The following is a 13,482-nucleotide window of genomic DNA, read 5'->3' as shown; positions in this document are numbered from 1 at the left end:
CGGCCGCGGAGCCCCGGACGCACCGGCGCTGTCCGTACGGGGAGTTGGCCTTGCCCGCAGCGCGGCTAGCCCGGCGGCCGGGGCGGGGCGTTGTGCGCGCGGTGGAGCTACCTGCGGTCGGCCGGTGGAGGTCGCGGACGGCACCCGGGCGTCGGACCCGGCTGAGGAGTGGTCACCCGGCCGGTCGCGCAAAACGACAGAGGGCCTGCCGAATTTCTCCGGCAGGCCCTCTGCAGTGGGTCGGGGTGGCGGGATTTGAACCCACGGCCTCTTCGTCCCGAACGAAGCGCGCTACCAAGCTGCGCCACACCCCGGTCTTGCGGTTTGTCGCTCCGTCTCCTTCGCGACGAGTAGAACTCTACCGGACGCTCGCCGAGACACGAAATCCGGTTTCGAGCGGGCGTCCGGTGGGGGTCAGCGGGCTGCCGGGACGAGGGTGAGGAGGGTGGCCTCGGGGGGGCAGGCGAAGCGGACGGGGGTGTAGCGGTTGGTGCCGCAGCCGGCCGAGACGTGGAGGTGGGAGCGGTGGCCGCCGGCGGTGTGGGTGGAGAGGCCCTTGACCCGGCGGGTGTCGATGTCGCAGTTGGTGACCAGGGCGCCGTAGAAGGGGATGCAGAGCTGGCCGCCGTGGGTGTGGCCGGCCAGGATCAGCGGGTAGCGGTCGGCGGTGAAGGCGTCGAGGACGCGCAGGTAGGGCGCGTGGACGACGGCGAGGGAGAGGTCGGCGTCGGGGGACGGGCCGCCGGCGACCTCGCTGTAGCGGTCGCGCCGGATGTGCGGGTCGTCGAGGCCGGTGAACTCCAGGTCGAGCCCGTTCACGGTGAGCCGGCCGCGGGTGTTGGTGAGGTCGAGCCAGCCGGCCGCGTCGAAGCCGTCGCGGAGCTTCTCCCAGGGGTTGTGGACGGCGCCGGTGATGCCGCGGCGGGCGGTGCCGTCGGGGTTGTTCATGCCGTGGGCGCCGCTGCGCATGGCCTGGAGGTAGCGGGCCGGGTTCTTGCGGGCCGGGCCGTAGTAGTCGTTGGAGCCGAAGACGTAGACGCCGGGGAACTCCATGAGCGGCCCGAGCGCGTCGAGGGTGGCCGGGACGCCGAGCGGGTCGGAGAGGTTGTCGCCGGTGTTGACCACCAGGTCGGGGCGCAGGCCGGCCAGGCTCTTCAGCCAGCGCTGCTTCTTGCCCTGCCCGCTCACCATGTGGATGTCGGACACCTGGAGGACCCGGATCGGGCGGGCGCCGCGCGGGAGGACGGGGACCTCGATCCGGCGGAGGCGGAAGGCCCGGACCTCGTACCCGACGGAGTAGGCGAGACAGGCGGCGCCGGTGGCGGCGATGCCGAGGGGAACGGAGTACAGCGGTCGCATCAGCCCATGCTCTCAGACGGTCGATCAGCCTGTGTACGCCCGGAGTCGGGGGTGGGGGCGGTGGTCGGCGGGGCCTCCTCGGAGTCCCGGCGGGCGCGTAGCGCGCGGACCTTGTGGCGGTTGCCGCAGCGCTCCATGGAGCACCAGCGGCGCCGGCCCGGCCGCGAGGTGTCGACGAAGATCAGTTGGCAGTTGTCGGCGCCGCATTCCCGGACCCGGTCCGCGTACGGGCCGGTGAGCAGGGCGATGGCGTCCCGGGCGAGGGTGGAGACCAGCTGGGCCCCGTCGGCGGGCAGCGGGGCGGCCGCGGTGCCGTCGGGGGCGATCCGGGGGACCAGCGGCGGGTGCTCGGCGGCCCGGTTGAGGACGGCGTGGTCCGCGGGCGTGCCCCGGCCGCCGTGGGCGCGGGCGGCGGCCAGGCGCCAGAGGGCGTCGCGCAGGGTGCGGGCGGCGGCGAGCTGGGCGGGGGAGATCCGTACGGCGTCGGCGGGCAGTCGCAGCCGGGACGGCGGGAGCCAGGCGGCGAGGTCGGCGGGCCGGTGCAGCACCTCGTACCGGGCGTACGGGCCGGGGCCGCCGGTGGTGAGCAGTTCCAGGCAGAGGGCGCCGGGGTCGAAGTGGAAGCGGCCGCCCCCGGGGGTGGTGAGGAGCAGCCCGGGCGGGGTGGCGGGCGGTCCGTCGGCGGCGCTGCGGTCGGCTGCGTCGGTCATGCGGCCCAGGATAGGTGTAACCGGGATGAAGGGTTACGGGCCGGGAGGGTGGGCTATCAGGCGGGGGTGGCGGTCCGGTCCGGCCCGACCGCGGCGAGCTGACCCTTGCTCAAAAGCCCGTGCCGCCCGTGCCAGGAGCAGTGCTCCAGGCGCGGGCGGCACGGGGCCGGCCCTCAGGCCGGGATGGCGTTGACGTACTCGCGCATCATCCGGGGCACCCGGTACGCGTACTGGTGGCCGCGCTTCACCTGGACGACGGAGAAGTCGACCAGTTCGGCCAGCACGTCGAGGTTGCGGGAGGGCTCCCGGCCGCCGTCGACCGGCTGCTGCCGGACGTCGTCGATGGAGAACTCCTCGGGGAACCGGGAGAACCGTCTGAGCGCCCGGCGCTGCCGTTCGTCGAGGAGCCCGTACGCCCAGGCGAGGCTGCGGTGCAGCGAGCGGTGGTGGGAGAGCCCGCCGACCTCCTCCTGGCCGAGGATCGGGAGCACCCGGCACTCGTCCACCAGGACGTGCAGGGGCACCGAGCGCATCCGGACGGCGGCGTTCTCGATCGCGAGCGCCAGGCCGCCGAGGCGTCGGCAGAGCTCGACCACCTGCGGCATCTGGTCGCCGAGGTCGAGCGTCGGGACGACCGAGTGCACCCGGCGGCAGAACAGTTCGGCGGCGGGCGGGCAGCCGTAGGGGCCGTCCGGGTGGTCGACCGACAGTGGCGCCACCTCCCACAGGTCGGCCGGGACCCCGGCGGGCGCCCGCAGCGAGGTGATCATGATGTGGAGCGCCGGGTGCCGCGCCAGCAGTGCCCTGACCTGCCGGGCCACCGTGTCGATGACGTGCTCGGCGTTGTCGACGACGAGCAGCAGCTGCGGCTCGGGGTCGGTCCGCGGGTCGCGGCCGACGCCCCGCAGGAGGGTGTCGAGCGCGCGCTGGGCCTGGGCCGAGGCGGCGGCGGGGTCGACGGCCTCGGGGGTGACCGAGCCGAGCTCCAGGACCGCGACACCGTCCCGGAAGCGGTCCAGCAGGTGGGCGGCGGAGTCCAGCGCCAGCCGGGTCTTGCCGACCCCGGCCGGTCCGGTGAGCACCAGCGGGCGGCCCGGCCGCAGGGCGGTCACGACGTGCAGCAGGTCGGCCTGGCGGCCGACGGTGACGTCCGTCTTGGGCCGCAGCCCCTGCCAGCGCGCGTTGTCCGGGAGTTCGGCGACGCGGACCGGCGGTCCGGGCTCCGGCCGGGCGGGCAGCAGCCTTGCCGGGGCGCCCGCCTGGACGGCGTGGGAGAGCAGGGGGTCGTCCCGGTTGGTCGCCGCGGAGAACAGCGCGCCCACCAGGAGTTCCACGGAACTGCGCCGCGGATTCCGGATGGCGCCGGTTTCCAGATTACGAATGGTGCGGACGCTGACGGTGGAGTGTTCGGCTAATTGTTCCTGGCTCCATCCGACCATCTTCCGTTGGGTTACCAACATCGAGCGAAGCTGATTGTTGTCCATTCCCCCGCGCTTCCTGCTGTCGTGAGCAGAATAAAAGTCAGAAATCAGTGCGCCGTGCTGCGGCGCCAATCACTCCGAAAAACGATCGCCGTCGGCCGTCCGGCGGAGCGCAGGCGTGAGCGCCCGCGCCGACCGGGACCGCAGGGCGCCCGGGCCGCAAGGTGTCAGGGTTGCAGGGCGCCTGGCCGGCAGTGTGTCAGTGCCGTGGAATAATGAATCGGGGACATGGTGACGGTTTGTCGCGGCTGATCGTGGCGGCCTTCGGCGATGATTCGGGGATGATTCGACGGTGAGGTGACCGCCGCCTTCGGGCTGCTCGGGCGACGCGCGAACGAGTGTACTACGCGGACTATTTTCGGCGAAGCGGTCGCAGTGTTCGATGTACCCCTGCGGAACCGGCAACTTCGCTCCGGAACAGCCAGTTCTCGGCATTTCGGCCGAGAATGTGCGGGCATTATCGGCCACCTTGGCCGAATCCCGTCGTCCGTTCCCGGCCGGGGGCATCGATTGTTCACGGACTCGACCGCCGCCCGTTCCCGGGCCGGACCGTTTCCCTGACCGTTTCCCGGGCTGCTTCCCCGGCTGCTTCCCGGGTCGGCCGGCTACCGCCCGCCCCGCCGCACCCACAGCCGTCAGCGGGGCGGGCAGCGGCGCGCCGACGGGCGACGGTCGGCCGTACTTGTCGGGGATACTCGTTCAACTGCGGAAACCCCGGTGGATGCCCACGGGAAACCGGTTGAGCCCACCCACAGCCGAAGGATAAGAAGAGGAAATGACAACGCTCAAGGAGCAGCTGCACGAGGACCTCACGGCTGCCATCAGGGAACGGGACGAACTGCGCTCGTCCACCATCCGGCTCACGCTGTCCGCCGTCACCAGCGAGGAGGTGGCGGGCAAGCAGAAGCGCGAGCTGTCCGACGCCGACGTGCTGAAGGTGATCGGCCGCGAGGCGAAGAAGCGCCGGGAGGCGGCCGAGGCCTTCGGGAACGCCGGCCGGACGGAGCAGGCGGCCCGGGAGCTGGCCGAGGGCGAGGTGCTGGCGGGCTACCTGCCCAAGCAGCTCTCCGACGAGGAGCTGGCCGCGATCGTGGCGGCCGCCGTGGCCGAGAGCGGCGCGACCGGCCCCCAGGCGATGGGCGCCGTCATGAAGCTGGTGAAGCCCAAGGTCGACGGCCTGGCCGAGGGCAGCCGGGTCGCCGCCGCCGTGAAGGCCGCCCTGGTCTGAGCCGCGGCTCAGACCAGGGCCCGCCCAGGGCCCGTCCAGGGCCCGTCCAGGGTCGAACCCTGGTCGGCCCCGCCCCCGCCCCTGGTGCCCCGGCAGCACGCCGAAGGGGCGCCCTCCGCACTGGAGGGCGCCCCTTCGTCATGTTCCGCGGCGCGGGTCACCCCGCCGGGAGGGCGGGTCAGCCGTTCCCGTTGCCGCCGCCGTGGCGGCCGCCGTTCCCGTTCCCGGGGCCGGGCGGGAAGGTGAACCCGCCGGGGAAGCCGCCGGGCAGCCCGCCGGGCAGACCGCCGGCCTGGTTGCCGGGCAGCCCGCCGGGCTGGCCCGGGTTGCCGCCCTGCTGCGGCGGCGGGGGGTTGCCGGCCGGCGGCTGCTGGGCGTTCGGGTCGGTGGCCGGCGGGGTGGTGCCCGGCGGGGGAGTGGCCGGCTGCGGGTCCGGGATGTTGGCGGTCTGGATCGGCTCCACGGGCGTGCCCTTGAGCGCCTGGTTCATCGCCAGCTGCCAGATCGGGCCGGGGCCGTCGGCGCCGAAGACCTCGGGGAAGTACTTGCCGCCGATGGTGATGTTCTTCATCTTGACGCCGCCGGCCGGGCCGCCGAGCCAGACCGAGGTGGCCAGCGACGGGGTGTAGCCGCTGAACCAGGCGGCCTTCTTCTCGTCGGTGGTACCGGTCTTGCCCGCGATCTTGCGGCCGTCGTCGAGGCCGAGGGAGGCTGCGGTGCCCTTCTCGGTGACGTTGAGCAGGACGGCGTTGAGCGAGTCGGCGGTCTGCTCGGAGAAGGCCTGGCTGCACTGGGACTGCGGGACGGGGACGTCCTTGCCGTCGACCGTGGTGATCTTGTTGATCGCGATCGGGGTGCAGTACTTGCCGCGGGCGGCGAAGGTCGCGTAGACGTTCGCCATGGTCAGCGGGGAGAGCTCCAGGGTGCCGAGGACCATCGAGGGCACCTCCTGGAAGGCGTCGCCCTTGGCGGACTGGGTGATGCCCAGCTTGTTCGCCATCTGCTTCATCGCGCAGAGGCCGACCTGCTGCTCCATCTGCACGAAGTAGGTGTTGACCGAGCGGGCCATCGCCTCCTTCAGCTGGTACGGCCCGACCTCGCTGTCCTGCTCGTTCTTCACCGTCTCCTTGGGCTTGACGGTGTTCTTCCAGGTGCCCGAGCAGGTGGACATCTGCGGGTACTCGATCTTGTTCTCGGACGGGAACGCCTGGGTGTTCGACATGCCCGACTCCAGCGCCGCCGCGGCCAGGATCGGCTTGAAGGTCGAGCCGGTCTGGAAGCCGTTGCCGCCGCCCATGGCCGCGTCCACGTTGAGGTTGACGACGGTCTGGTTCTTGTTCGGGTCCAGGCCGTACGGGCGGGTCTGGGCCATCGCCAGGATCTTGCCGCTGCCCGGCTCCATCATGGTCGCGGCGGCCGACACCGGGTCGGTCACGTTGACCTTCTTGGTGACGGCGTTCTGGGCGGCGGCCTGCTTGTCCGGGTCCAGCGTGGTGTAGATGTTCAGGCCGCCGGTGTTCCACAGCTTCTTGCGCTCGTCGGCGCTCTTGCCGAAGGCCGGGTCCTGCTTGACCACGTGGCGCACGTAGTCGCAGAAGAAGCCCATGCCGGCCTGGGCGGTGATGCAGCCGTTCTGCGGGTCCTTGTACTTCAGACCCAGCGGGGCGGCCTTCGCCTCCTTCGCCTGGTCGGCGGTGATGTGCTTGTTCTCCAGCATCTTGTCGATCACGACGTTGCGGCGCTTGAGCGTGTTCTCGGGGTAGCGCACCGGGTCGTACTGCGACGGGTTCTGGACCACGCCGGCCAGGGTGGCGGCCTCGGCGACGGTCAGGTCCTTGTTGCTCTTGCTGAAGTAGCGCTGGGAGGCGGCCTCGACCCCGTAGGCCTGGTGGCCGTAGAAGGTGATGTTGAGGTAGTTGGTGAGGATCTGATCCTTGCTCAGGTCCTCCTCCAGCTTGATGGCGACCTTGAGCTCCTGGATCTTGCGGCCCAGGGTCTTGCGCTGGGCCTCCAGGACGGCCGCCTGGTCGTCGCCGGCCTTCTCCACGTTGACGTTCTTCACGTACTGCTGGGTCAGGGTGGAGGCGCCCTGGGAGGCGGTGCCGCTCTCCGCGTTCTTGCTGATCGCCCGGAGGACGCCCTTGAGATCGACGGCGCCGTGCTCGTAGAAGCGGGCGTCCTCGATGTCGACCTGGGCGTGCCGCATGAACGGCGACATCTGGTCCGCGGTGATGACGGTGCGGTCGCGCTCGTAGACCTTGGCGATCAGGCCGCCCTTGGCGTCGAAGATCTGCGTCGCCTGGGTGAGCGGCGGGGTCTTGAAGTCGTCGGGGATGTTGGCGAAGCTCTCCGCCGTGTCCTTGGCGGTCAGCCCGATGGCGCCGACGGCGGGCAGGGCGAGGCCTGCCAGCAGGACTCCGGAGAGCACGCTGACGCCCAGGAACTTCACGCCGTTGCCGGCGTGCTCCATCGGGGATCCGCCGGTCCGGCCGCGCGGAGCTCCGGTGTTGCCTGGGGGCTGGGATGCCTGGGGGCGCTTCGGTGCCATGGGGAGAACCCTACGTCGCGGATTCCCGCACACCGGGGCAGGTGTTCGCCTAGGCTTGTCACAAGCTTGCGACAGCTTCGGTGCGTCAACATCGTTCACTCTTGTGGGCGAGAAGACTTGCCCGAATTACCCGCTGATGTCCGGGTTTTGAGGCAGCTGTGGCCTGCTGTGCCGGTGTGGCCGGTCGCACTCGGTGACGACTCCTGTGGCGAGAGTGGGGGTTCCGCTCTTGGCAAGGTGTGCGACCTGCGATCACTCCAACGAGTGAGCTGATCGCCACCCATAGTCCAATTGGGTCATTCGAGATTGAGCCCGAAGGGGCTGTTGCAAGCTGTCGTTCTTCCGTAACGTCCTCAACTGGCAACGGTGAATATGCCGTTGCCGCCGTGGGGGAGCCTCGATACGGGAGAGGACGGCGCCGGCATGGGCTGGGTTGACGACTGGAGTGCGCAGGCCGCCTGCCGCACGAGTGATCCGGACGAACTGTTCGTCCAGGGGGCGGCACAGAACCGCGCGAAGGCGGTGTGCAGCGGCTGCCCCGTCCGGACCGAGTGCCTCGCGGACGCCCTGGACAACCGGGTGGAGTTCGGGGTGTGGGGTGGGATGACGGAGCGCGAGCGCCGGGCGCTGCTGCGCCGCCGCCCGACCGTCATCTCGTGGCGGAGGCTGCTGGAGACGGCGCGCACCGAGTACGAGGAGTCCCTCGCGACCGGGGTGATACTGACGGACTACGCCCAGGCGGGCTGAGCCCGGCCGCACCACGCGGCCCGGGCCGGTCGGCCCCGCGGACGGGGGGCCGTGCCGCGCAGGGCCGGTGACCGCGCCGGGTTGTACCGCGCGGGGTCGGTGACCGCACCGGGTGGTACCGCGCGGGCTAGACCGCGCCGTTGAGCCGGTCCCCGATGGCCCGCAGCCCGTCCAGGTCGTGCACGTCGCCCGGCAGCGCCGGCACCTCCACGATCGGCACGTCCGGGTACACCGAGACGAAGCGGTCGCGGGTACGGCGTTCGCGCCCCATGATCTGCATCCGCTCGGCGTGCAGCCGCAGCAGCCCGGCCGCGAGCAGCTCGGCCTCGGGCGAGGCGTGCTCCGAGCCGTTCTCCTCCAGGGCCTCGGCGGCCGCCAGCGCCCGTTCCGCGGTGAGCTGCGGTGCGCCCGTGCCGTGCACCCGGTTGAGCACCAGCCCGGCCAGCGGCATCCGGTCCGCGGCCAGCCGGTCCACGAAGTACGCGGCCTCGCGCAGCGCGTCCCGCTCCGGCGCCGCCACCACCAGGAACGCCGTGCCCGGCGCCTTGAGCAGCTGGTACGTGCGGTCCGCGCGCTCCCGGAAGCCGCCGAACATCGAGTCCATCGCGCTGACGAAGGTCTGCACGTCGGTGAGCAGCTGGGCGCCGAAGATCTTGCCCAGGGTGCCGGTGAGCAGGCCCATCCCGGCGTTCAGGAAGCGCATCGCGCTGCGGCCGCCGACCTTGGCCGGGGCGGTGAGGATCCGGATCACCCGGCCGTCCAGGAAGGACCCGAGCCGGTTGGGCGCGTCCAGGAAGTCCAGCGCCGAGCGGGACGGCGGGGTGTCCACGACGATCAGGTCCCACTCCTCGGCGGCGCGCAGCTGCCCGAGCTTCTCCATCGCCATGTACTCCTGGGTGCCGGCGAAGCCGGCCGACAGGGACTGGTAGAAGGGGTTCTCCATGATCGCCCGAGCCCGTTCGGGCTCGGCGTGGGCCAGCACGACCTCGTCGAAGGTCCGCTTCATGTCCAGCATCATGGCCTGGAGCTCGCCGGTGCCGTTCACCCCCTTGACCACCCGGGGGGTGTTGTCGAGCTCGGTCAGGCCCATCGACTGGGCGAGCCGGCGGGCCGGGTCGATGGTCAGCACCACGACCTTGCGGCCGCGCTCGGCCGCCCGCAGGCCGAGGGCCGCGGCGGTGGTGGTCTTGCCGACGCCGCCGGAGCCGCAGCAGACGATGATCCTGGTCTTCGGGTCGTCGATCAGCTCGTCCACCGCGAGCCGCCGTCCGGTGCTCCGCACCCCGTTCGAGGTCATGCCGCCCCCTGCCGCTTCAGTTCGCCCGCCAGCCGGTACAGCCCGCCGAGGTCCACGCCCTCGCCCAGCAGCGGCAGTTCGTACGTCGGGAGTCGCAGCTGCTGGATGTCGGCGCGCTGCGCGCGCTCCAGCTCGACCCGCTCGGAGTGCTCCCTGGCCTGTTCCAGCAGCGGGTCGAGCAGCGGCTCCACCGCCGCCCGGACCTTCTCCCCGGTGCGGGTGCGGCCGCCGAGTCCGGCCTCGCCGAGCGCCAGGGCGACCTCCTCGCGGTGGTCCCCGTCCACCGCGGCCACCGCCGCCGCGTCCAGCACCGGCGGCCGGACCATGTTGACCATCACCCCGCCCACCGGGAGCCGCGCCTCGCGCAGCTCCTCGATGCCGTCGACCGTCTCCTGCACCGGCATCTCCTCCAGCAGGGTGACCAGGTGCACCGCGGTCTCCGGCGACTTCAGCACCCGCATCACGGCCTGCGCCTGGGTGTGTATCGGGCCGATCCGGGCCAGCCCGGCGACCTCGGCGTTGACGTTCAGGAAGCGGGTCAGCCGCCCGGTCGGCGGGGCGTCCATCACCACCGCGTCGTAGCGCCGCCGGCCGTCCGGGTCCTTGCGCCTGGTCGCCTCGCAGGCCTTGCCGGTGAGCAGGACGTCCCGTACGCCGGGCGCGATGGTGGTGGCGAAGTCGACGAAGCCGACCTTCTGGAGCGCCTTCCCGGCCCGGCCGAGCTTGTAGAACATCTCCAGGTACTCCAGCAGCGCCAGCTCGGTGTCGATCGCCAGCGCGAAGACCTCGCCGGGCCCGCCCTCCGCGGCCGGCAGCCCGAGCTGGGCGCGGGAGACCGAGGCGATCCGGCGCTCCTCGTACGGGAGCGCGGCGATCCCGAAGAGCTCGGCGACGCCCTGCCGGCCCTCGACCTCGATCAGCAGCACCCGTCCGCCGTCGGCGGCGAGGGCCAGGGCCAGTGCCGCGGCCAGCGTGGTCTTCCCGGTGCCGCCCTTGCCGCTGACCACGTGCAGCCGGACGCCCTCCCAGTCGGGGTCGCGCCGGGCCGCCTGGCCGGGGGTGCGTGCCACGCTCCGTCTCCGTCCGTCTCCGTCCTACGGGCGTCCCCTCCTGACGAGGGTGCCCCTCGCCAGGGTGCCCTCCCGCGAGGGTAACCAGGGAGCGCACCGGATGCCCGGAGCACCTGGGCCGTCAGGCCGGATCATGCCCTGTTTGTGCCCCACCTCACACGCCTCGCGGCGGGCGGCGCGGATCGCCGCGACGGCTCGTCTAGAGTCTGGCCATGACCAAGTGGGAATACATGACGGCGCCCCTGCTGGTGCACGCGACCAAGCAGATCCTGGACAACTTCGGCGAGGACGGCTGGGAGCTCGTCCAGGTCGTGCCCGGCCCGAACCCGGAGCAGCTGGTGGCCTACTTCAAGCGGGAGAAGAACGCATGAGCAAGGTCGAGTCGAAGCTCGCCGAGCTGGGCCTGACCCTGCCGGAGGTGGCCGCCCCGGTCGCCGCCTACGTCCCGGCCCTGCGGACCGGCGACCTCGTGTTCACCTCCGGCCAGCTCCCGGTCGTCGGCGGCAAGCTGCCGAGCACCGGCAAGGTCGGTGCCGAGGTGTCCCCGGAGGAGGCCAAGGACCTCGCGCGGATCTGCGCGCTGAACGCCCTGGCCGCCGTGAAGTCGGTGATCGGCGACCTCGACCAGGTCGAGCAGGTCGTCAAGGTCGTCGGCTTCGTCGCCGCCGCCCCCGACTTCATCGGCGTCCCGGCCGTCGTCAACGGCGCCAGCGAGCTGCTCGGCGCGGTGCTCGGCGAGGCGGGCGTGCACGCCCGCAGCGCCGTCGGCGTCGCGGTGCTGCCGCTGGACTCCCCGGTCGAGGTCGAGATCCTGGTGCGGGTCAAGAGCGCCTGAGCGTGATCGCGGAGGCGGGGCCGGGCTCGTCCGGCCCCGCCTCCGTGGTGCCCGGGTGGGCCCGATCCACTCGTGAGCCTGGCGGGAATCGTCGGGCACGCCCTAGCATCCGGGCATGGACCATCGAGCGACGACGCTGCCGATGCCGCCCGGCTGGCCCGCCCGGATCCGGGCGGTCGAATCCGGCGCGGTGACCCCGCCGGTGCCCAGGGCCGCCGCGACCGTCGTGCTGCTGCGCGACGCCGCCGAGGGGCCGGAGGCCTACCTGCTGCGCAGGCGCACCTCGATGGCCTTCGCGGCCGGGATGTACGCCTACCCGGGCGGCGGGGTGGACCCGCGGGACGCCGAGGTCGAGCCGGGCTGGGCCGGTCCGTCGCCCGAGGAGTGGGCCCGGCGGCTCGGGGTGGACGCCCGGACGGCGCGGGCGGTGGTCTGCGCGGCCGTCCGCGAGACCTTCGAGGAGGCCGGCGTGCTGCTGGCCGGCCCGGACGCCGACAGCGTCGCCGCGCCGCGCGACTGGTCCGCCGAGCGGGCCGCGCTGGAGGCCCACGAGCTGTCCTTCGCCGAGTTCCTCCGCGACCACGGGCTGGTGCTGCGCAGCGACCTGCTGGGCGGCTGGGCCCGCTGGATCACCCCGGAGTTCGAGGAACGGCGCTACGACACCTGGTTCTTCGTCGCCGCGCTGCCGGCCGGCCAGCGCGCGGCCCTGGAGGTCGGCGAGGCCGACCGGGTCGCCTGGCTGACCCCGGCCGAGGCGGTGCGGGGCCACCGGGAGGGCCGCTACGGCATGCTGCCGCCGACCGTGACGGTGCTGCGCGAGCTGTCGTCGGTACGGACCGCCGCCGAGGCCCTGGCCGCGGCCGCCGACCGCCCGCTGGCGCCGGTCCTGGGCCGGGCCGAGGTCCGCGGCGACCGTCTGACGGTCCGCTGGCCCGGCTACGAGGAACTGACCATCGACGGGGAGTTCCCCGAGGGGTCCTGAGCGTTCCACCGACGGGGACCGGTCGTACGAGCCGTACGGCCGGCGCGCTCCGCACGACCCGCACGACCGGTACGACCTGCACCACCCGCACGACCCGCACGACCCGACCTTGCCGTACCGACGCAGAGAAAGGACCGACGCCCGATGACCCACGACGACGTGGCTCGCCGGACGGCACCCGAGCTGCCCGCCCGCCGCCTGAACCCCCGTGACCTCGCCTGCGACAGCCAGGTCCCGTTCGTCGAGGTGGCGCAGCGCGCCCTCGTCCGGGCGCTGCCGTTGCGGGCCCTGCACCGGCACGTCGGAGGCGGTCGGTGAGCGGACTCCTGCCGGGCGACCCCGCCGCCGCCGTCGGCGGCGAGGCCACCCCTCGGGCGCTGTGCGTGCTGGCGCCGAACCCGTCGCCGATGACGCTGGACGGCACCAACACCTGGCTGCTCTCCGAGCCGGGCTCGGACCTCGCGGTGGTGATCGACCCGGGCCCGCTGCACGAGGGGCACCTGCGCCGGGTGGTCGACCTCGCGGAGGAACGGGGCAAGCGGATCGCGCTGACCCTGCTCACCCACGGCCACGCCGACCACTCCGAGGGCGCGGCCCGCTTCGCCGAGCTGACCGGGAGCGAGGTACGGGCCCTGGACCCGGCGCACCGGCTGGGCTCGGAGGGCCTGGTCGGCGGCCAGCGCCTGGACGTCGGCGGCCTGGACCTGCGGGTGGTGGCCACCCCGGGGCACACCTCGGACTCGCTGACCTTCCACCTGCCGGACGACGGCGCGGTGCTCACCGGCGACACCGTGCTCGGCCGCGGCACCACGATGGTCGCGCACCCCGACGGCCGGCTCGGCGACTACCTGGACTCGCTGCGCCACCTGCACACCATGGCCTCCCAGCACGGCGTGCGGACCGTGCTGCCGGGCCACGGCCCGGTGCTCGCGGACGCGCTCGGCGCCGTCGACTACTACCTGGCCCACCGGGCGTCGCGGCTCGCCCAGGTGGAGACCGCGGTCGAGGCGGGCTGCCGGAGCGCCTCCGAGGTGGTGGCCCGGGTCTACGCCGACGTGGACCGGGCGCTCTGGCCGGCCGCCGAGCTGTCGGTGCGGGCCCAGCTGGACTACCTGGAGGAGCACGGGCTGATCCAGGGCGCCGACTGACCCGGTGGACGCGTAGGGCCCGGTGGACGCATAGGTCCCGGTGAACGCGGAAGGGCCCGTCCGGATCGGACGGGCCC

General features: G+C 72.8%; 13 protein-coding genes and 1 tRNA gene. 7 read left to right on the top strand and 7 right to left on the bottom strand.

Annotated features, from left to right (window positions below; all coding sequences use genetic code 11):
- Window positions 1–240 precede the first annotated feature (240 nt).
- The 4 genes from ACFCY1_RS38995 to ACFCY1_RS38980 all read right to left on the bottom strand — a co-directional run bounded on the left by ACFCY1_RS38995 (window position 241) and on the right by ACFCY1_RS38980 (window position 3,508).
- Window positions 241–314 (bottom strand) — tRNA-Pro (locus ACFCY1_RS38995).
- Window positions 315–414: 100 nt separating this feature from the next.
- Window positions 415–1,359, bottom strand: a complete 945-nt coding sequence (locus ACFCY1_RS38990; RefSeq protein ID WP_049658238.1) for a metallophosphoesterase — start codon at window positions 1,357–1,359, stop codon at window positions 415–417.
- Entirely contained in the window at window positions 1,359–2,069 is a 711-nt protein-coding gene (locus tag ACFCY1_RS38985) for an ABATE domain-containing protein (protein ID WP_117488535.1), read from the bottom strand. Before ACFCY1_RS38985 ends, ACFCY1_RS38990 begins: the two co-directional genes overlap by 1 nt.
- A gap of 173 nt (window positions 2,070–2,242) precedes the next feature.
- Window positions 2,243–3,508 carry a helix-turn-helix domain-containing protein gene (locus ACFCY1_RS38980; protein ID WP_375877596.1) on the bottom strand — a complete coding sequence of 422 codons (1,266 nt, stop codon included), beginning with the start codon at window positions 3,506–3,508 and terminating at the stop codon, window positions 2,243–2,245.
- A gap of 817 nt (window positions 3,509–4,325) precedes the next feature.
- Between ACFCY1_RS38980 and ACFCY1_RS38975 the strand changes: the two genes are divergently transcribed.
- Window positions 4,326–4,778: a GatB/YqeY domain-containing protein gene (locus ACFCY1_RS38975; protein ID WP_049658244.1), complete on the top strand. Its 453-nt coding sequence runs from the start codon at window positions 4,326–4,328 to the stop codon at window positions 4,776–4,778.
- A 178-nt stretch (window positions 4,779–4,956) separates the two neighbouring features.
- Here ACFCY1_RS38975 and ACFCY1_RS38970 read toward each other — a convergent pair whose 3' ends face one another.
- Entirely contained in the window at window positions 4,957–7,248 is a 2,292-nt protein-coding gene (locus tag ACFCY1_RS38970) for a transglycosylase domain-containing protein (protein WP_074001794.1), read from the bottom strand.
- 501 nt (window positions 7,249–7,749) lie between these two features.
- Between ACFCY1_RS38970 and ACFCY1_RS38965 the strand changes: the two genes are divergently transcribed.
- A complete protein-coding gene (locus ACFCY1_RS38965) occupies window positions 7,750–8,073 on the top strand; it encodes a WhiB family transcriptional regulator (RefSeq protein WP_030240986.1) in 324 nt (107 codons plus the stop codon).
- A gap of 127 nt (window positions 8,074–8,200) precedes the next feature.
- Here the strand turns inward: ACFCY1_RS38965 and ACFCY1_RS38960 are convergent, their stop codons facing one another.
- Complete coding sequence (locus ACFCY1_RS38960) at window positions 8,201–9,370, bottom strand: ArsA family ATPase (protein WP_049656832.1); 1,170 nt, start codon at window positions 9,368–9,370, stop codon at window positions 8,201–8,203.
- A complete protein-coding gene (locus ACFCY1_RS38955) occupies window positions 9,367–10,440 on the bottom strand; it encodes an ArsA-related P-loop ATPase (RefSeq protein WP_117488530.1) in 1,074 nt (357 codons plus the stop codon). Before ACFCY1_RS38955 ends, ACFCY1_RS38960 begins: the two co-directional genes overlap by 4 nt.
- A 212-nt stretch (window positions 10,441–10,652) precedes the next feature.
- Here ACFCY1_RS38955 and ACFCY1_RS38950 point away from each other — a divergent pair, with 212 nt between their 5' ends.
- From ACFCY1_RS38950 to ACFCY1_RS38930, 5 genes are all read left to right on the top strand, one after another.
- Window positions 10,653–10,811, top strand: coding sequence for a DUF4177 domain-containing protein (locus tag ACFCY1_RS38950; RefSeq protein ID WP_094743074.1), 159 nt, complete (start codon window positions 10,653–10,655; stop codon window positions 10,809–10,811).
- Complete coding sequence (locus ACFCY1_RS38945) at window positions 10,808–11,275, top strand: RidA family protein (RefSeq protein ID WP_049656835.1); 468 nt, start codon at window positions 10,808–10,810, stop codon at window positions 11,273–11,275. Before ACFCY1_RS38950 ends, ACFCY1_RS38945 begins: the two co-directional genes overlap by 4 nt.
- 115 nt (window positions 11,276–11,390) lie before the next feature.
- The gene (locus ACFCY1_RS38940; RefSeq protein WP_117488529.1) at window positions 11,391–12,257 is read left to right on the top strand and encodes an NUDIX hydrolase; all 867 of its coding nucleotides are present in this window, start codon (window positions 11,391–11,393) and stop codon (window positions 12,255–12,257) included.
- Between the two features lie 144 nt (window positions 12,258–12,401).
- Entirely contained in the window at window positions 12,402–12,575 is a 174-nt protein-coding gene (locus ACFCY1_RS38935; RefSeq protein ID WP_158077682.1) for a hypothetical protein, read from the top strand.
- On the top strand, window positions 12,572–13,405 hold the full coding sequence (locus ACFCY1_RS38930) for an MBL fold metallo-hydrolase (RefSeq protein ID WP_049656840.1): 834 nt from the start codon (window positions 12,572–12,574) through the stop codon (window positions 13,403–13,405). Before ACFCY1_RS38935 ends, ACFCY1_RS38930 begins: the two co-directional genes overlap by 4 nt.
- Window positions 13,406–13,482: the final 77 nt, after the last annotated feature.

It is taken from the genome of Kitasatospora sp. NPDC056273, assembly GCF_042268845.1.
Taxonomy (GTDB): domain Bacteria; phylum Actinomycetota; class Actinomycetes; order Streptomycetales; family Streptomycetaceae; genus Kitasatospora.
The sequence above is the reverse complement of the archived record's forward strand: the minus strand, read 5'-3'. Positions and strand labels throughout refer to the sequence as shown.